Raw genomic sequence first — 17633 nt, 5'->3', positions numbered from 1 at the left:
ACGATGGGTGCACGCGACGACCTCGAGGGGATGCTGAGCGCAGCCCGCGCGCGGCTGGCCGGCGCCCCGCGCGAGGCCCTCGCGCAGTGGCGAGCCCCCAAGCGCGTGCTCGGCATCGCCCGCGCCCCGCGGCTGTGGCCGGCCGGCACCGCCTGGCACCTGGGCGTGCTGCTCCTCACCGACGACGCCCTGCTCGCGACGGGGGCGATCGTGCGCTCCCGCGAGGAGGCTCGGCGCGGCTTCACGGCCGAGTCGCAGCGGGAACGGGCGGCCGTGGCGGCAGCCGCGTTCCGCGGCGGGTTCCCGGAGGGTCAGGCGGTGCACCTCGACTGGCAGCCGATCGACCTCGACGCGCTGGCGGCGGGCCGCTCCTCGGGTCCGGTGTCGCCCCACGACGGCGTCGCGGTCGTGCGGTGGAGCCCCCAGGGCGCGGTCATGCCGCTCGCGCGCTACCTCGACGAGCGCGTGGAGCTCCTCGCCCACCCCCTGCCCGGCGCCACCTGAGCCGCGTCGCGATCAGACGCCGACGGCGCGCCGTTCCCACTCGTCGATCTCGTCCAGGAGCCGCTGCCGGCCTTCCGGCGAGGCGAAGGATGCCGTGGCGCTGTGCCGCGCGAGCGCCGCGAGCTCCGCGGGGCCCCAGCCGAACACGTCCGCCAGCGCCCGGTAGTTGTCGTCGACGTATCCGCCGAAGTACGCCGGGTCGTCGGAGTTGACGGTGACCCGCACCCCCGCCGCGATCAGCTGCGGGAGCGGGTGGTCCGCCATCGTCGCCACGGCCCGCAGGCGCACGTTCGAGAGCGGACACACGGTGAGCGCGACGCCCTCGGCGGCGAGGCGTGCGAGGAGCCGGGGGTCCTCGATGCTGCGGATGCCGTGATCGACCCGTTCGATGCCGAGCACGTCGAGCGCCTCGGCGACGTAGGCCGCCGGGCCCTCCTCTCCCGCGTGCGCGACGCGCCGCAGCCCGTTCGCCGCGGCCAGCGCGAAGACCTCCTCGAACAGCGCGGGCGGGTTGCCCCGCTCGGCCGAGTCGAGCCCGACGCCGATGATGCCGGCATCCATCGACAGCAGATCCCGCAGGACCGCGAGCGCCTCCTCCGGCGACCGGTCGCGCAGGAAGCAGGCGATGAGCCCCACCGTCAGGTCGAACCGCTCCGCGGCCTCGTCGATCGCCCTGCCCAGTCCCTCGACCACGGTCGCCAGCGCCACACCCCGCACGAGGTGCGCCTGCGGGTCGAAGAACAGGTCGACGTGCCGGACGCCGCCGGCCGCGGCCCGCGCGAAGTACGCCGTCGCGAGGTCGGCGAAGTCGTCGGCCGTCTGCAGCACGGCCATGTTCGCGTAGTACAAGTCGAGGAACGATGAGAGGTCCTCGAACTCGTACCGACGGCGGAGGTCGTCGATGTCGCGGTAGGGCAGCGCGACGGCGTTCCGCTCCGCCAGCGCGTAGATGAGGTCGGGCTCGAGCGTGCCCTCGACGTGGACGTGCAGCTCGGCGCACGGCGGGGTGTCATGGCGGTCGGTGGACATCGTTTCCTCTCGGTGTTGCGTCCACATCATGCCGTAGTCGGGCGCCTCGCGAGCCCGGCGGCTGGAGCCGTGGCGCCGCGCATCGCTCGTCCTCACGTCCGACCGGACGCCTGAGCCCTCTCGCGGCGATTGTCAAGGGGCGCCCGAACTCAGCCGATGCGGGCACTCTCGGAGCGTGACCGCATCCTCTGCCGCATCCCCGTCCGCGACATCGCGCTCCGATAGGGTGAGACCCCACACCGGCGAAGGGGAACACGTGCAAGCCTGGCCTGGATCCACCTATCCGCTCGGAGCGACGTTCGATGGGAACGGCACGAACTTCGCGATCTTCAGCGAGGGTGCGGAACGCGTCGAGCTGTGTCTGTTCGGCGACCGCGGCAAGGAGACCCGCGTCGAGCTCGTCGACGTGGATGCCTTCGTCTGGCACGCCTACCTCCCCAACATCGCCCCGGGTCAGCGCTACGGCTATCGCGTGCACGGCCCCCACGACCCGGCGTCCGGCAAGCGCTTCAACCCGAACAAGCTCCTGCTGGACCCCTACGCCAAGGCCGTCGAGGGGCAGGTCGACTGGGACCAGTCGGTGTTCGGCTACACCTTCGGCGATCCCGACTCGCGCAACGACGACGACTCGGCGACCCGCATGATGAAGGGCATCGTCGTCAACCCGTTCTTCGACTGGGGCGGCGACCGCCAGCCCAAGACGCCGTACTCAGAGACCTTCATCTACGAGGCGCACGTGAAGGGCCTCACCCAGCGGCATCCCGCGATCCCGGAGGAGATCCGCGGCACCTACAGCGCGATCGCCCACCCCGCCATCATCGAGCATCTGAAGAAGATCGGCGTCACGGCCATCGAGCTCATGCCGGTGCACCAGTTCGTCAACGACTCGACCCTGGAGGAGAAGGGGCTGTCGAACTACTGGGGCTACAACACGATCGCGTTCTTCGCCCCGCAGAACACGTACTCCTCGACGGGCCAGCGCGGTCAGCAGGTGCAGGAGTTCAAGGGGATGGTGCGCGCCCTGCACGCGGCCGGCATCGAGGTCATCCTGGACGTCGTCTACAACCACACGGCCGAGGGCAACCACCTGGGCCCGACGCTCTCGATGCGCGGCATCGACAACGAGGCCTACTACCGGCTCGAGCAGAACGACAAGCGCTACTACACCGACTACACCGGAACCGGGAACAGCCTCAACGTCGGCAACCCGCATGCGCTGCAGCTCATCATGGACTCGCTGCGCTACTGGGTGCTCGAGATGCACGTCGACGGGTTCCGCTTCGACCTGGCGGCGACCCTGGCCCGCGAGTTCTACGACGTCGACCGGCTGGCGGCGTTCTTCGAGCTCGTGCAGCAGGATCCGGTGGTCAGCCAGGTCAAGCTCATCGCCGAGCCGTGGGACGTCGGCCCCGGCGGCTACCAGGTCGGCAACTTCCCGCCGCAGTGGACCGAGTGGAACGGCAAGTACCGCGACACGGTGCGCGACTTCTGGCGGGGCGAGCCCTCGACGCTCGGCGAGTTCGCCTCACGGCTGACCGGATCCGCCGACCTGTACGAGCACTCGGGACGCCGGCCGGCGGCATCCGTCAACTTCGTCACGGCGCACGACGGCTTCACCCTGCGCGACCTCGTCTCGTACAACGAGAAGCACAACGACGCGAACGGCGAGGACGGCCGCGACGGCGCCGACGACAACCGATCGTGGAACTGCGGCGTCGAGGGGCCCACCGACGACCCGGCCGTGCTGACGCTGCGCGCCCGCCAGCAGCGCAACTTCATCGCGACTCTGCTGCTCTCGCAGGGCGTGCCGATGCTCTCGCACGGCGACGAGCTCGGCCGCACGCAGGGCGGCAACAACAACGGCTATGCGCAGGACAACGAGATCACCTGGGTCGACTGGGATGCCGTCGACCAGCCGCTCGTCGAGTTCACGGCCGCGCTCGCGCGCCTCCGCCGCGATCACCCCACGTTCCGCCGTCGTCGCTTCTTCGACGGCCGCCCGGTGCGGGTCGAGGCGGGCCAGAACGTGCCCGACATCGTGTGGCTGCGGCCCGACGGCTCGCTCATGGAGCCGGAGGACTGGGATGCCGGCTTCGGCCGCGCCGTCGGGGTGTTCCTCAACGGCAACGGCATCCGTGAGCGCGACCGTCGCGGCGAGCAGATCACCGACGAGCACTTCATCGTTCTGTTCAACGCGGGTGACGAGCCGGTCGACTTCGTCCTCCCGGATGTGAGCTTCTCGCCCATGTGGGACGTCCTCGTCGACACCGCCGGCGAGCGCGCCAACACGGCGCCCGTCGCCCCCGGCGACACGCTGTCGGTGCCGGCGAAGTCGGTCATGGTGCTGTGCGAGCACGACGAGCCCGAGCCCGAGGTCGACCACTCGGTCGCGGCCTCGCTCGCACAGGCGCTCACCGGAACGATCGACGAGGTGCCGGGGGCGGCGCCCAAGTCGGAGCTGCCGAGGTGACACGGCTGTCGTCGTCCACCTACCGCCTGCAGATCCGGCCGGCGCTGGATCTGCAGGCGGCGGCGGGCCTCGTGCCCTACCTGCGCGACCTCGGCGTCGGGTGGGTGTACCTCTCGCCGCTGCTGCGGGCGACGTCCGGGTCCGACCACGGCTACGACGTCGTCGACCCCTCGTGCGTGGACCCGGCCCGGGGCGGTCCGGCGGGCCTGGCACGGCTCTCGGCGGCGGCCCGCGAGGCCGGGCTCGGGGTGCTCGTCGACATCGTGCCGAACCACATGGGCGTCGCCGTGCCGAGCGAGAACCCGTGGTGGTGGGACGTGCTGCGGCTCGGTCGCGCCTCGCGGCACGCCGACGCCTTCGACATCGACTGGGACGCCGGAGGGGGCAGGGTACGGCTGCCGATCCTGGGTGCGCCGCTCGCCGACGCGCGCGGCGACCTGCGGGTCGAGGCCCCCGAGCGGCCCCACGACAGCGACGATTTCGTGCAACCCGACGGGGAATTGGCGTCGCGGGCGCACGAAATCGGCGCGGATGCGGTGAGCGCGGCGGCCCAGGACGGCGTCCTGCGTTACTTCGACCACGTGCTGCCGCTCGCGCCGGGCTCGCTCGACGGCGTGTCGGACCCGACCCGTGAGCTCGGGGACATCCTCGCCCGTCAGCACTACGAGCTGCGGTTCTGGCGCGACGAGCAGGCCGAGCTGAACTACCGCCGCTTCTTCGCGGTCTCCACCCTCGCCGGTGTGCGGGTCGAGCGGCCCGAGGTGTTCGACCAGACCCACTCCGAGATCCTCCGCTGGGTGCGCGAGGGGCTCGTGGACGGGCTGCGGGTCGACCACCCGGACGGGCTCGTCGACCCGGGCGGCTACCTCGACCGGCTCGCGGCGGCGACCGCGGCCGCGCGGCGAGAGACCGAATCCGGCATCGGGGACGCCGCCGCTGAGGGTTCCTCGGATGCCGCCGGCCCCCTGCCGGTGTGGGTCGAGAAGATCCTCGAGCGCGCCGCCACGGACCGCCCCGAGCGGCTGCGGGCCGAGTGGGCGACCGCGGGGACCACGGGATACGACGCGATGGCCGAGATCGACCGGGTCCTGATCGACCCCGCCGGCGAGCCGGGACTCGACGCCCTCGACGCCCGGCTGCGGAGCGAGAGCGGACTCGCGCCGTATCCCGGCTGGGCGGGACTCATCCACCACACCAAGCGCGGCATCGCCGACACGATCCAGCGGTCCGAGATCGCGCGGCTCGTGCGGTGCCTGCCGGCGGCCGTGCGCGAGGACGTGGGGGAGGCGGCGGCGACCGATGCGCTCGCGGAGCTGCTGGCCTGCTTCCCGACCTATCGCTCGTACCTGCCCGCGGGGGCCGCGTGGTTGGCGGAGGCGGTGGATGCGGCCTCCCTGAGCCGTCCCGATCTCGCCGCCGCGATCGCCGCGCTCGTGCCGGTGCTGGCCGATCCCTCCGAGGAGGCGGCCCGGCGGTTCCAGCAGACGACCGGGCCGGTGATGGCCAAGGGCGTGGAGGACACGGCGTTCTACCGCGCGACCCGGCTGGGGACGCTCACCGAGGTGGGCGGCGACCCCGGGGTGTTCGCGCTGCCCGTCGCGGGCTTCCATGACGCGTTCGCGCGACGCCAGGCAGAGTGGCCGCACGCGCTCACCGCGCTCTCGACGCACGACACGAAGCGCGGCGAGGACGTGCGCGCGCGGCTGTCCGTGCTCGCCGAGCTGCCTGCGGAGTGGGCGCGGGTGCTCGAGGATCTGCGGGCGCACGCGTCGACGGGGCACGGGCCGTTCGACGCGCTGCTGTGGCAGGCGATCGTGGGCGCGTGGCCGGCGACCCCCGAGCGGTTGCACGCCTATGCCGAGAAGGCGGCCCGCGAGGCGGGGGAGCGCACGGCGTGGCTGGATGTCGACGCGGAGTTCGAGGCGCGCATGCACGCCCTCGTCGATGCCGCGTTTGAAGATGCGAAGCCCGTCGTGCAGGCGTTCGTCGACCGGATCGCGGGCTACGGCTGGTCGAACTCGCTGTCGGCCAAGCTGCTGCAGCTCGTGGGGCCGGGCGTCCCCGACGTCTATCAGGGCTCGGAGCTGTGGGAGACATCCCTCGTCGACCCCGACAACCGGCGCGCGGTGGACTTCGCCGAGCGGGCGCGGATGCTGCGGGACCTCGATGGCGGATCGCTGCCGCCGGTCGACGCCTCCGGGGCGGCGAAGCTGCTGCTGGTCTCCCGGGCGCTGCGGCTGCGCCGCGACCGCCCCGGGCTGTTCACCCGCTATCGTCCGCTGGATGCGGTGGGCCCGGCATCCGGGCACGTCGTCGCGTTCGATCGGGGCGGGGCGATCGCGGTCGCGACACGCCTGCCGGTGGGGCTCGAGCGCGCGGGGGGATGGCGCGACACGGCCGTGCCGCTGCCGTCCCCCGGCCCGTGGCGCGACGAGCTGACCGGCGCCGTCGTGCCCGGCGGCCTCGCCCCGCTCGCCGAGCTCCTGTCGCGGTACCCCGTCGCACTGCTCACCCACAACGCATGACCGCGAGACCAGTCCCGCGCGCCGAGACCGGTGGTTTTCCCGCCGGTCTCGGCGCCGCGGACTGGTCTCGCGGGTGACCGGAGGAGGACGCATGATCGAGGTATGGGCGCCGGCGGCGCAGCGGGTGCGGATGCGGCGCGCGGCGGCGGGCGACGGCACGACGGCTGACGAAGGCGCGGTGGGCGACGGCACGACGGTGGGCGACGGCACGACGGTGGGCGACGGCACGACGGCGGGCGACAGCACGACGGATGTCGAGCTCGAACGCGCGACCGGCGGCTGGTGGCGTGCCGACGTCGCGCTCGCCGACGGCGACCGCTACGGCTTCGTGCTCGACGACCGCGACGACCTCGTCACCGACCCGCGCTCACGGCGGCAGCCCGACGGGGTGCACGCGGCATCCGCCTGGGTGGACCAGGCCGCGATCGACGCCGTCTTCGCCGGCGACACGTGGCAGGGGCGCCAGCTCGCGGGCGGTCTCGTGTACGAGCTGCACATCGGCACCTTCACCCCCGAGGGGACACTGGATGCCGCCGCCACCAAGCTCGGGCATCTCACCGCCCTGGGCGTCACCCACATCGAGCTGCTGCCGGTCAACGGGTTCAACGGCACCCACAACTGGGGCTACGACGGTGTGCTCTGGTACACCGTGCACGAGGCCTACGGCGGTCCCGCCGCCTACGCCCGCTTCGTCGCCGCGGCACACGCAGCGGGCCTGGCGGTCATCCAGGACGTCGTCTACAACCACCTCGGCCCCAGCGGCAACCACCTGCCCGAGTTCGGGCCCTACCTGCGGCAGGGCAGCCGCAACACGTGGGGCGACTCGGTCAACCTCGACGAGCCCGCCGTGCGGTCCTACATCGTCGAGAACGCGCTCATGTGGCTGCGCGACTACCGCGTGGACGGGCTGCGGCTGGATGCCGTCCACGCCCTCCTCGACGACCCCGCCCAGCAGCTGCCCGGGTCGAGCGGCGTGCACATCCTGCAGGAGCTGGCCGAGGCATCCGATGCCCTGTCCGCGCATGTGGGCAGGCCGCTGAGCCTCATCGCCGAGAGCGACATGAACGACCCGACGCTGATCCTGCCGCGCGAGGCGGGCGGCTACGGTCTGACGGCGCAGTGGAGCGATGACTGGCACCACGCCGTGCACGTCGCGCTCACGGGTGAGACGGTCGGGTACTACGAGGACTTCGCCGCCCCGGAGGCTCTGCCGAAGGTGTGGACGCACGGCTTCTTCCACGACGGCACCTATTCGTCGTTCCGTGAACGCACGCACGGGCACCCGATCCCCGAGACCGTGCCGGCGTGGCGGCTCGTGACGTTCGCGCAGGACCACGACCAGATCGGCAACCGCGCCGCCGGCGATCGGCTGACCGCCACCCTCGGCTTCGACCGGCTCGCCGTCGCCGCCGTGCTCACGCTCACCGCACCGGGCACGCCGATGCTGTTCATGGGCGAGGAATGGGGCGCCTCCACGCCGTGGCCCTTCTTCACCTCGCACCCCGAGGAGTGGCTGGGGGATGCGGTGCGCACCGGCCGCACCGAGGAGTTCGCGAAGATGGGCTGGGACCCCGCGGTCGTCCCCGACCCGCAGGATCCCGCCACGTTCGAGAGCGCGAAGCTGCGATGGGACGAGGCCGCGACCGGGGCGCACCTGCGTCTGCTCACCCTGTACCGGGCGCTCGCCGCGCTGCGGCGTGAGCGTCCCGAGCTCACGGATCCGGCTTTCGCGTCGCTCGACGCGGTCGACGAGACCCCGGATGCGGCGCCGTCGGCACGGCGGTTCGTGCTGCGGCGCGGGGGCGTCCGCATCCTTGTGAACCTGTCGGAGACGGCCTGGGACGTGCCGCTCGCGGACGGCGAGCGTGTGCTGCTCGCGACCTCGGGCACGGGTCCGCGGCTGAGCGCGGGCGTCGCGCCGGGCACGCTGCGGCTGCCGCCGGCCTCCGCGGGCATCGTTGGGCGCTGACGCGCCGACCCCGCGCTGACGCCGGTCGGCGGCGCCTCGCGGTTGCGTGGGCGTCGCAGGATCGCACGGATGTCGCAGCATCCCGCTCGAATCGTGCGACATCCGCGCAATCCGGCGACATCCGTCGCGAAAAAGTGGGAACCATCTGCACGGTGCTGGACATCACAGAGCGGGGGAACGGAAAGGAGGCCGGATGCACGACGTCGATGGAGCGGCTTTCGGGTGGCCGCGGCCGTCCGTCGCGCATACGGCTGAGCCCCCGGCGCCCGCTTATGCTGAGAAGGCAGGAGCGGGCGTCGGGGGTGATCGGTGTGGCGGGACACGTCGAGCCGAGCGATGCCGAACTGCTGTTCCGAGTGTCGCGCGGTGACGAGGGCGCCTATCGCGATCTCATCCATCGCCATGAGGCCTCGTGCTATCGGGTGGCGCTGGCGATGACCCGCACGACATGGGATGCCGAGGAGGCGGTGGGCTCCGCGTTCGCCGAGCTGTGGCGTCGCCGCGATCGGGTGCGGCTGGTCGACGAGTCGGTGCGGCCGTGGCTGCTCACAGTGGTCTCGTTCGCGGCGAAGAACCAGCTGCGCGGCCTCGGGCGCTACCGCCGGCTGCTGGCGAAGGTGCCTCGCGAGGACGCCGTTCCCGACCACGCCGACGAGGTCGCGCGGCTGCTCGACGGCGCCGTGATCGGCCGCGAGGTGCGCGATGCGCTGGCACGTCTGCGCGCCGTCGACGCCGCGCTCGTGGTGCTCTGCCTCGTGGAGGGACTCACCATGCGGGAGGCCGCGCTGGCGACCGGGGTGCCCGAGGGCACCGTCAAGTCGCGGCTGTCGCGGGCGAAGGCGCGGCTGCGCCAGGATCTGGCGCACGTCGCCCCCGCCGTGCAGGAGGTGACCGAGTGAGCGAGCGGATGCCGCACGGGCCGCAGATCGAGGACGCCCTCGTCGCACGGATGCACGCCGACCTGACCCGCCGGCCCTGGTACACGCGGTGGCAGTGGCGACTCGGTCTCGTGGGTGCGGGAGCGCTCGTGATCGGTGCGGGGGCGTTCGCGGGCACCTCGCTGCTCACGCACAAGCCGGTGAGCGACACCACGATGGTCACCTGCGCGTCCGACGCGCAGCTGAACCCCGACGGGTCGCTTGCCGGCACGGCAATGAGCGTCGCTACACCGGAGGGTGTGCTCGCCATTGACGACGCGATCGCGATGTGCCGGCTCGCGTGGAACTCGGGAGCGATGACCCGCACCGACCCGCTGGACCCGTCTCCGCCGCCCGGCGTCGCGCCGTCGAGGTTCACGCTGTGCGTTGCGGATGACGGCACGGCGACGGTCGTTCCGGGAGACATCCTCTGCTCGTCGCTGCGTCTGCACCCCTGGTCAGCCGACTGATCCCCACGGGCGGTAGACGACCGACGAGGTCTGACTCGCCAACGATGCGAGCGTTCCGCAGTACGGCGTGCAGTTCGCACGTGCTCCGCCGTACCCCGCATCCGCGTAGTCGGTGACCCAGCAGTTGTTGAAGCCCTCGGAGGAGCGGATGACGTCGTTCCACCCGGACGGCATCGACGAGAAGCCGTAGGTCACGCCGTAGCATCCGCTGCCCGAGCCCCACTGCACGAGCACGGAGCCCGTGCGGTTGTCGCCCGTGTACTGGCGGCCGATGATGACCGTGGTCGCCGCCGCGCGAGACGTGCGGGCCTGCGGCACGAGCTTCTCGTAGTCGCCCGGCGCTCCCGCCTCGACGAACGCCTCGGCCTGCTCGAGCGTGTCGAAGCAGGACACGACGACCGGGGCGTGGGGGTCGGGCTCGCCGCGCTGTGGCAAGGTGCCGACCGTGCACGCGCGATTCTGCGTCGCATCGCTCACGCCGTCCATCGTGGCGGCGCTCGCCGCGGTCGGGATGAGTGCCATCACCATCAGGGTCACGCCCGCGAGCGCGAGCATCGTCTTGGATCGCATGGTCCGTCCTCCGTGTCGGGAAACCTCTGCTGTGTGATGTCCGGATGGTCTCGGATGGTTCCCGCTGTCTCTCACGGCGGTCCGGGGAACCACTTCGGCGGTGCCGGACACCACGTGATGCAGCGGCGTGCCGCGTGAGGGGATGACGATGCCGACGGAAGCAGACCATCAACGCCGTAAGGGCGACGTTGCGCGACGGGTCGCGGAGGTGTTGCGCCAGGCGCGCATGGCGCGGGGGATGTCGCAGGAGGAGGTCGCGAACGCGGCCCGGATCTCGGTCTTCGCGTACGGGTGTCTCGAACGCGGCCGCGGCACCGCCGGAGGTGACGCGAATCCCACGCTGGACACGGTCGTTCGCGTGTTCGCGGTCCTCGGGATCGACGTCTACGAGTGGAACGCCGTTGTTCCCCCGCTCGAGCCCCCGGCTCACGGCGGGAGCAACTGAAGTTGCTTGTCGTCGCCCTCCGGGGCACATACGTTGACCTTTGCCCGGGCATCACCGTCCTGTGGCCGAGATCTACAGGGAAGCCGACTTCGTGCGGATGAAGGTCTCTTTGGCGAATCTCACGATCCCGCTCCCGGTGAAGGATGAAGGAAGACCATGCTGAATGCCTGCGCGCGGCTGCCCGTCCGCCGAAAGATCGCACTGCTCTGCTGCGGCATGATTCTCCCGCTCTCGGTCATGACCGGCTGTGCGGCGGATGCCGCCGACCCATCCGGTCGACGCGCCACCGATTCGCCGACGGAGACGTCTCCGGAAGCGAGGAAGGACCGCGCATCCTGGACACTTCCGCTTGATGACTTCACGACGCCCGGCGACAACACGATCAACTACGCGGAGCAGCTGGCGGTGCAGCCCTGTCTGGAGGACGCGGGATACGACTGGCCGGTGCCATGGCAGGACGTCGGAACGACGCCGACGCCGACGCTGAGCCCGTTCGGTGCGCGCCTCTTCGATGAACAGATCGCCCGAACGTGGGGGTATCACCCTGGGGAGTTCCAGACCGAGAGCTCGCGCTTGTGGGATGAGTTTCTTGCGCACACGCGTGTGACGCAGGAACAGCCCGGATTCGACGAGAAGTTCAAGAGTTGCATCGCCGCCGTGCGTGACGAGTACTCGACGCCGTCGTACGAGGATCAGCTCCTCGTCTCTCAGTACGCCGCCCAGTCGCAGGAACGCGCGAGGACCGACCCCGCCGTGACGGCCGCCGCTGCTCGTTGGCGGGAGTGCATGGAGCCGTTGGGCCTTGCTGCTCTCCCGGAAGATCGCCACGACATGCCCACGCCCGAGCTATCGGCCGAGTTCGGCCTCACACCCTTCGGTCTACCCGACCCTTCGGCCGGCGCACGCTCGGTGCCCTCGGCCAAGGAGATCGAGATCGCCGTCGCCGATGCGACGTGCGCAGAATCGAGCGGGTACTCCGAGACCCTGTACGAGACCACGTGGAACCTTCAGGCGCACATCGTGGAGACGGAACGCGCGACGCTCGACCGGGTACGACAGGATGTCGTCGCGCAGAAGGAAGCCGCGCAGCGGATCATCGCCGAGCGAGCGCCGGCCGCCCCGTCCCCGTAGTACCCCGCGAGACCAGTCCCGCGCGCCGAGACCAGTGGGAAACCCGCCGGTCTCGGCGCGGCAGACTGGTCTCGCGGTCATGAGTCGGGCGAGTCGGGCGCTCGGGCGAGTCAGCGCTCAGCGCGCGCGGAGGCGGGCGGCCAGGCGCTCGGGCGACTCTCCGAACACCCGGCGGTAGTGGCGGCGCATCTCGCACACGCTCGCGAAGCCCACGGATGCCGCCGCCGACCGCGCGTCCGAGACGTCGCCGCGCAGCAGCATCCGGTGCAGCGCGTGGGCACGCACGCGCCCGATCACGAGCCGCAGCGGCGGCCCCGGCTCCAGGCTCCGGTCGAGCTGACGGGGAGTCGTGCCGAGCCGCTGGGCGACGGACTGCACGCACAGCCGCGGATACGCCTCCGCATACTCGCGCTCGACGATCGAGAATGCGCGCGCAGCGAGGGCGCGTCGCCGGTCCGAGCGGGCGGCGGGAGGCGGATGTCCCATGCCCTGTGTTGTCCGGCACCGCCCGAAAGGTTCCCGATCCGCCGTAACCCACCCGAAACCGTCGCGGCGTACGCTGACCGTGCTCATGAAAGCGAGCCGCCCCCGGGCGGCGGGAAAGCATGAAGCGACACCCACAGAACCGGGCGCAACGCCCCACACAAGGAGTCGCCATGACATTCCAGGTACCCCTCGTCGACATCACCCCCTACGTGCAGCGGGGAACGGATGCCGACAGAGCCGCGGTCGCGTCGCAGATCGATGCCGCCTGCCGCACCGTCGGGTTCATCCAGATCACCGGGCACGGCATCCCCGATGAGATCACGCACGGGCTCACCGATGCGATGGACCGATTCTTCGCCCTCGACCTCGAGGAGAAGAAGGCGTACCGCACGCCGCCGCAGATCAACCGCGGCTACAGCCCGCCCAAGTCCGAGTCGCTGAGCCTCTCACTCGGGGTCGAGCAGGCGAGCCGCATGAACGACTTCTTCGAGGCGTTCAACGTCGGTGCCGGCCAGGCGGACTACCCCGACGCGCCGGAGCTCCCCCAGCCCGACTACGCGGACAACGTCTGGCCGGATGTCGCGGGCTTCGAGGCGCAGGTGCAGACCTACTTCGCCGAGGCCTCCCGCGTCGCCCGCACCATGACGCGCATCTTCGCCGATGCGCTCGGTCTCCCCGCCGACTTCTTCGCCGAGCGCACGGGGCACTCGCTCGACGTGCTGCGCATGAACAACTACGCGCTCCCGCCCGGGACCGACGTCCGGCTGGACGGCGACCTGATCGGCATGGGCGAGCACACCGACTACGGCATCGTCACGATCCTGTGGGCGGACCAGGTGCGCGGGCTCCAGGTGCTCGGCTCGGACGGCTCGTGGAACGACGTGCAGCCCGCCGACGGCGCCCTTCTCATCAACCTCGGCGACGCCACCGGCCGGCTCACCAACGACCGCTGGATGTCGACGCTGCACCGGGTCAAGCCCCCGGTCATCGACGGCACGATCGAGCGCCGACGGTCGGCGGCGTTCTTCCACGACGGTGACGTCGACGCCGTCATCGCGACGCTCCCGCAGTGCATCGACGACGAGCATCCCGCCCTCTACGAGCCGATCACGGTCGGCGAGCACATCGCCGCGAAGCTCGCGGGGTCCCGCGCGGGTCGCCGCAACGAGAAGGCCGAGCGCGAGAGCGCCCGGGTTCTCGCCAGCCAGCGCTACTGACCGCCGCGGCCACGACACGCGGATGCGGACGAGCTCCGCGTGTCGTGGCCGGTCGCGCTGTCAACCCCGTGCTCCCGCGGGGGCGCGCACGTAGCGTGACGGCATGGCCGCCGCATCCTCTCGTGACCTCCTCCGCCAGATCGTCGTGATCGCGGCGACCGGGTTCATGCTCGTCGCCGCGATGGTCGGAGCCGGCGTCCTCGGCGGGACCCCCGTTCAGGATCTGCAGGACGGCGCGCTCGCCGCCGACGCGACCTACCTCGCGCCCGCCGGGCCGGCGTTCTCGATCTGGTCGCTCGTCTATCTGGGACTCATCGCCTACGCGGTCTGGCAGGCCCTTCCCGGCCGCCGGTCGGATGCGCGCCAGCGGACGCTCGGCTGGTGGATAGCCCTCAGCGAGGTGCTCAACGGCCTCTGGCTCGTCACCGCGCAGTTCCTCACCCTCCCGCTCACGGTGCTCGTGATCGCGCTTCTGCTCGTCGTGCTGTGCCGGATCTACCGGAGGACCGTAAGCACGCCCGGCCGCGCCGTCGCCGACCGGATGCTCGTCGACGGCGTCACGGGCCTGCACCTCGGGTGGGTGACCCTTGCGACGATCGCCAACGCGACCGCCTGGCTCACCCGCATCCTGCCGCCCGTGGAGGCCGGCGCCGCCCAGGTGTGGGCGATCGCGGTGCTCGTGGTCGTCGCCGTGATCGGATGCGGCCTGGTCTCGGTCGGCGGCGGGCGCATCGCCCCCGCGCTCGCACTGGCCTGGGGGCTGACCTGGCTCGCCGTCGGACGTCTCGCGGACGAGCCGCGCAGCGTGTCGGTGGGCATCGCTGCCCTCGTCGTCGCGGCCCTCGTTCTGGGGACGGCGATCGTCAGGCGGCTCGGCAGCGGCTCGCGAACGCGCGCAGCAGTCGCGCGGGCTGCGTGACCGGCGCCGCCAGCACGGCGACCGACAGCGGCTCGAACTCCGACGGGTCGAAGTAGCCGGCATCCCGATAGATCCGCATCCGCGCGACGAAGTCCGCGGGCGCGAGCTCGGGGTGGAACTGCGTCGTGTACAGCCGGTCGCCGACCCGGTAGCCCTGCACCGGGCAGGCGGGGTTCTCGGCCAGCAGGACCGCCCCCGGCGGCAGCGCGGAGGTCCCCTCCTTGTGGGCCGTGAACGCGTCGAACCGCGGCGGCAGCACACCGAAGACGGGGTCGGCGGCGCCGTCCGCGGTGAGGGTGATCGAGACCGCCCCCGTTCCCTCCGCGTACTCCTGCGTGACCGCCCCGCCGAGCATGCGGCTCACGACGCCGATGCCGTAGCAGGTGAACAGCGCCGCCGTCGTCCCGGCGGCCGCCGCGGCGGCGATGCGCTCCAGGTCGTGCTCGAGCCGGACCTGAGCCTCGGACGGCTCCGGATCCGTCACGTTGAAGGGGCTGCCGCCGGTCATGAACCCCGCGTAGCGCTCGAGCGCGTCGTCGGGCAGCGGGTCGCGGACGAGATCGTGCCGGTGCAGCGTGTGCTCGTCCAGGCCCGTCGCGGCGCGGAACGACGCGTACTCGCCCGCGGCGGCATCCTGTTGCGGCCGCGCGCAGACGTAGAGGAGCGGCCGCGAGTGCATAGGGGCCAGTCTATTTCCGTGCCCGTGAGCGGGCACGACCCGCGCGGCGCGACCCGCGCGGTGCGGGTCGTGCCGGTCAGCCGCGGGACGAGTGCGCGGTGCGACCCCGGACGATCCCGACGAAGGTGTCCACGAGCGGCGTCGTGCCGCTCGCGACCCAGGCCAGGGCGACGGGCGAGAGCGGGACGTCGAGGAGGGGGCGGAACGCGGCGTCCTTGCGGTGATGGAGCCGCGCGAGCGACATCGGAACGACCACGATCCCCACGCCCGCCGCGACCGTCGCGATCGCGTCGGCCGTGGTCTCCGGCGCGTCGAACACGGGTGCGAGCGTGCCGGGCACATCGAGATCGAGGACGTCGTCGGCCGGGACGATCCGCACCTCCCCGACGAGGTCGGCCGTGGTGAGCTCGTCCGCCGCCGTGAGGTGCGACTCGGAGGCGCACACGACGACCGGCACCTCCTCGTAGAGCGGGATGACATGCAGGCCGTCGCGGTCCAGGGGGAGGCGGACCAGTGCCGCATCGACCTCCCCGGCATCCAGCGCCGTCCGTTGTCCCGCGACCTCGAGCGGGACGAGCTCGAGGGGGTTGTGCGGCATCCGCTCGGTCCACGTGTCGATCCACTTGCCCGGGGTCGCTCCCGGGATCGCGCCGAGCCGGAAGGGACCGAGGGGTGCGTGGACCGACTCGGTGGAAGCGGCCGCCGCGGCGTCGCGCCGCGGCGCATGGCCGCTGCGCGGGGCGGTGTCCTTCCGCGTCTTCTTGCCGGCGTCTCTGCGGGGGACGCCACTGTTTCGTGCGGCGTCTCGCCGTGGGGTGTTGCGACCGCCCGACGCGGCCCGCCCCCGTCCGCTCACTCGGTCGCCTCCGTCATCCCGCTACCGTACCTGCTGCGCGTCCCGCCGGTGCGGCAGGTCCGCCGCGCCGGTCGTGCACCGTGCCGTGGCGCCCGCGGATGACGGGCGTACCCCGCGGGCGTCAGGCGGCCAGACGGAACCCGCGCTGGTCGGTCGCGACGCGCTCGCCGTCGCGGATCGTCTGGTCGTCGCCGATCAGCGACCCGCCTGCGACGCTCGCGCCCATCCCGATCTGCGTGCGCACACCGATCGTGGCGCCCGCGCCGACCTGGGCCTTGGGGCCGATGTGGGCGTGCGGGGCGATCCGCACCTTGGGGCCGATGACGACGTCGCTCTCGATCCAGGCGCCGCTGCCGACGTACGCGTCGGCGGCGATCTGCACGCCCGGTTCGACATAGGCTCCCGCCTCGACGATCGCCGAGGGGTGCACCTTGGCGCCGTTCGCGATCAAGCCGCGGCCGTTGACGTGCTTGCGGTACCGCAGCGTCTCGCCGCGGTCGTTCTCGATGTCGACGTAGTTCTTGCCCACGATTCCCTCCTACAGCGTTGATGACGCTGAGCACTGAGAGAACCTCGCGGGCCACGGATTCATTCCCGTGCACGCGCTTACACGGGAGAGGGGCGTCAGTGCTGACACGTGGGGCACCAGAAGACGTTGCGTTCGCGGGTCGGATCGGCTCCGAGCCGGCCGGAACGGACCGGGGTCCCGCAGCGTCGGCACGGCCGCCGCTCCCGTCCGTACACCCAGGTCGTCCGGCCGGGGCGTGTGTCGCCGGTGAAGGTTCGTGGCACGCGGTCCACGTTGGCCCGGATCATGCGCGACGCGGTCTCGACCAGTCCCGCGGCCTCCACCTCGGTCGCGGGTCGGGTCGGCAGCACCCCGCGGACGAACAGCAGCTCGTTCGCGTACTCGTTGCCGAGCCCGGCGAGGTTGCGCTGGTCCAGGAGCGCGACGTGCACGGGCCGCTCGTCGCGCGAGAGGTTCTCGGCCGCGCGTGCGGCATCCCAGTCGGGCCCGAGCAGGTCGGGACCCAGATGCCCCACCAGCGCGTCCTCGCCGGCGGTGGGCACCAGGTCGACCATCGCGAGATCGAAGCCGACCGCCGTGCGCCCGGCCGTCCCGACGATCGCCCGCGCCTGGAAGGCGGGGCGCCGCCACCGCTGCGACGTCGTGTAGACGTGCCACTCGCCTTCCATCTTGAGGTGCGAGTGCAGCGTCCACTCGCCGATCCGCAGCAGCAGGTGCTTGCCCCGCGGCACACAGCCGCGCACCGACTCGCCGCGCAGATCGGATGTCGCGACGTGCGGCACGCGCAGGTCGAACCGCACGACCTCGTCGCCCGCGAGCGCCTCGTCGAGACGCCGCGCCGCCCGGAACACGGTGTCACCCTCGGGCACGGCCGCCCCCCGCCGTCTCGCGCGGTCGCCGTGCGCGGCTGCCGCTCG

Annotated in this window: 17 protein-coding genes; 10 read left to right on the top strand and 7 right to left on the bottom strand. The window is 72.0% G+C overall.

Annotated elements, in window-relative coordinates; translation table 11 throughout:
- Window positions 1-3: 3 nt before the first annotated feature.
- Window positions 4-504 carry a glutaminase gene (locus QE381_RS07865; protein ID WP_307217024.1) on the top strand — a complete coding sequence of 167 codons (501 nt, stop codon included), beginning with the start codon at window positions 4-6 and terminating at the stop codon, window positions 502-504.
- A gap of 12 nt (window positions 505-516) precedes the next feature.
- Here QE381_RS07865 and QE381_RS07860 read toward each other — a convergent pair whose 3' ends face one another.
- Window positions 517-1533: an adenosine deaminase gene (locus QE381_RS07860; protein ID WP_307217022.1), complete on the bottom strand. Its 1017-nt coding sequence runs from the start codon at window positions 1531-1533 to the stop codon at window positions 517-519.
- A 256-nt stretch (window positions 1534-1789) separates the two neighbouring features.
- Here QE381_RS07860 and glgX point away from each other — a divergent pair, with 256 nt between their 5' ends.
- From glgX to QE381_RS07835, 5 genes are all read left to right on the top strand, one after another.
- Window positions 1790-4003 carry a glycogen debranching protein GlgX gene (gene glgX / locus QE381_RS07855; protein ID WP_307217020.1) on the top strand — a complete coding sequence of 738 codons (2214 nt, stop codon included), beginning with the start codon at window positions 1790-1792 and terminating at the stop codon, window positions 4001-4003.
- Entirely contained in the window at window positions 4000-6528 is a 2529-nt protein-coding gene (treY, locus tag QE381_RS07850; protein WP_307217018.1) for a malto-oligosyltrehalose synthase, read from the top strand. Before glgX ends, treY begins: the two co-directional genes overlap by 4 nt.
- Window positions 6529-6619: 91 nt before the next feature.
- On the top strand, window positions 6620-8497 hold the full coding sequence (treZ, locus tag QE381_RS07845) for a malto-oligosyltrehalose trehalohydrolase (RefSeq protein WP_307217016.1): 1878 nt from the start codon (window positions 6620-6622) through the stop codon (window positions 8495-8497).
- A 311-nt stretch (window positions 8498-8808) separates the two neighbouring features.
- Complete coding sequence (locus tag QE381_RS07840) at window positions 8809-9396, top strand: RNA polymerase sigma factor (RefSeq protein WP_307217014.1); 588 nt, start codon at window positions 8809-8811, stop codon at window positions 9394-9396.
- Window positions 9393-9884 carry a hypothetical protein gene (locus QE381_RS07835; protein WP_307217012.1) on the top strand — a complete coding sequence of 164 codons (492 nt, stop codon included), beginning with the start codon at window positions 9393-9395 and terminating at the stop codon, window positions 9882-9884. The genes QE381_RS07840 and QE381_RS07835 overlap by 4 nt, the downstream gene beginning before the upstream one ends.
- Here QE381_RS07835 and QE381_RS07830 read toward each other — a convergent pair.
- On the bottom strand, window positions 9873-10454 hold the full coding sequence (locus QE381_RS07830) for a hypothetical protein (protein WP_307217010.1): 582 nt from the start codon (window positions 10452-10454) through the stop codon (window positions 9873-9875). The two genes, QE381_RS07835 and QE381_RS07830, sit on opposite strands and share 12 nt — an antisense overlap.
- 148 nt (window positions 10455-10602) lie before the next feature.
- On the opposite strand from QE381_RS07830, the gene QE381_RS07825 reads away from it, so the two are divergent.
- Together QE381_RS07825 and QE381_RS07820 are read left to right on the top strand one after the other, a co-directional pair.
- A complete protein-coding gene (locus QE381_RS07825) occupies window positions 10603-10899 on the top strand; it encodes a helix-turn-helix domain-containing protein (protein ID WP_307217008.1) in 297 nt (98 codons plus the stop codon).
- 156 nt (window positions 10900-11055) lie between these two features.
- Window positions 11056-12030, top strand: coding sequence for a hypothetical protein (locus QE381_RS07820; protein ID WP_307217006.1), 975 nt, complete (start codon window positions 11056-11058; stop codon window positions 12028-12030).
- Between the two features lie 117 nt (window positions 12031-12147).
- On the opposite strand, the gene QE381_RS07815 is transcribed toward QE381_RS07820, so the two are convergent.
- Complete coding sequence (locus QE381_RS07815; RefSeq protein ID WP_307217004.1) at window positions 12148-12516, bottom strand: helix-turn-helix domain-containing protein; 369 nt, start codon at window positions 12514-12516, stop codon at window positions 12148-12150.
- A gap of 170 nt (window positions 12517-12686) precedes the next feature.
- Between QE381_RS07815 and QE381_RS07810 the strand changes: the two genes are divergently transcribed.
- Both QE381_RS07810 and QE381_RS07805 read left to right on the top strand, forming a co-directional pair.
- Complete coding sequence (locus tag QE381_RS07810) at window positions 12687-13733, top strand: isopenicillin N synthase family oxygenase (RefSeq protein WP_307217002.1); 1047 nt, start codon at window positions 12687-12689, stop codon at window positions 13731-13733.
- A gap of 103 nt (window positions 13734-13836) precedes the next feature.
- Window positions 13837-14652, top strand: coding sequence for a tryptophan-rich sensory protein (locus tag QE381_RS07805; RefSeq protein ID WP_307217000.1), 816 nt, complete (start codon window positions 13837-13839; stop codon window positions 14650-14652).
- Here the strand turns inward: QE381_RS07805 and QE381_RS07800 are convergent.
- The 4 genes from QE381_RS07800 to QE381_RS07785 form a co-directional block, all read right to left on the bottom strand.
- The gene (locus QE381_RS07800) at window positions 14597-15331 is read right to left on the bottom strand and encodes a GMP synthase (RefSeq protein ID WP_307216999.1); all 735 of its coding nucleotides are present in this window, start codon (window positions 15329-15331) and stop codon (window positions 14597-14599) included. The two genes, QE381_RS07805 and QE381_RS07800, sit on opposite strands and share 56 nt — an antisense overlap.
- A gap of 76 nt (window positions 15332-15407) precedes the next feature.
- Window positions 15408-16187, bottom strand: a complete 780-nt coding sequence (locus tag QE381_RS07795; protein WP_307216997.1) for a substrate-binding domain-containing protein — start codon at window positions 16185-16187, stop codon at window positions 15408-15410.
- Between the two features lie 121 nt (window positions 16188-16308).
- Window positions 16309-16716 (bottom strand): transferase, encoded by a 408-nt coding sequence (locus QE381_RS07790; protein ID WP_307216995.1) that lies wholly within the window; start codon window positions 16714-16716, stop codon window positions 16309-16311.
- A 95-nt stretch (window positions 16717-16811) separates the two neighbouring features.
- Window positions 16812-17585 carry a DNA-formamidopyrimidine glycosylase family protein gene (locus QE381_RS07785; RefSeq protein ID WP_307216993.1) on the bottom strand — a complete coding sequence of 258 codons (774 nt, stop codon included), beginning with the start codon at window positions 17583-17585 and terminating at the stop codon, window positions 16812-16814.
- Between the last annotated feature and the right edge of the window lie 48 nt (window positions 17586-17633).

The organism is Microbacterium sp. SORGH_AS_0888 (assembly GCF_030818905.1).
In the GTDB taxonomy this organism is placed as follows: domain Bacteria; phylum Actinomycetota; class Actinomycetes; order Actinomycetales; family Microbacteriaceae; genus Microbacterium.
The sequence above is the reverse complement of the archived record's forward strand: the minus strand, read 5'-3'. Positions and strand labels throughout refer to the sequence as shown.

Coding starts and splice junctions, on each gene's coding strand:
- QE381_RS07865 (WP_307217024.1), top strand. CDS start 4: ATGGGTGCACGCGACGACCTCGAGGGGATGCTGAGCGCAGCCCGCGCG.
- QE381_RS07860 (WP_307217022.1), bottom strand. CDS start 1,533: ATGTCCACCGACCGCCATGACACCCCGCCGTGCGCCGAGCTGCACGTC.
- treZ (WP_307217016.1), top strand. CDS start 6,620: ATGATCGAGGTATGGGCGCCGGCGGCGCAGCGGGTGCGGATGCGGCGC.
- QE381_RS07830 (WP_307217010.1), bottom strand. CDS start 10,454: ATGCGATCCAAGACGATGCTCGCGCTCGCGGGCGTGACCCTGATGGTG.
- QE381_RS07825 (WP_307217008.1), top strand. CDS start 10,603: ATGCCGACGGAAGCAGACCATCAACGCCGTAAGGGCGACGTTGCGCGA.
- QE381_RS07820 (WP_307217006.1), top strand. CDS start 11,056: ATGCTGAATGCCTGCGCGCGGCTGCCCGTCCGCCGAAAGATCGCACTG.
- QE381_RS07815 (WP_307217004.1), bottom strand. CDS start 12,516: ATGGGACATCCGCCTCCCGCCGCCCGCTCGGACCGGCGACGCGCCCTC.
- QE381_RS07810 (WP_307217002.1), top strand. CDS start 12,687: ATGACATTCCAGGTACCCCTCGTCGACATCACCCCCTACGTGCAGCGG.
- QE381_RS07805 (WP_307217000.1), top strand. CDS start 13,837: ATGGCCGCCGCATCCTCTCGTGACCTCCTCCGCCAGATCGTCGTGATC.
- QE381_RS07800 (WP_307216999.1), bottom strand. CDS start 15,331: ATGCACTCGCGGCCGCTCCTCTACGTCTGCGCGCGGCCGCAACAGGAT.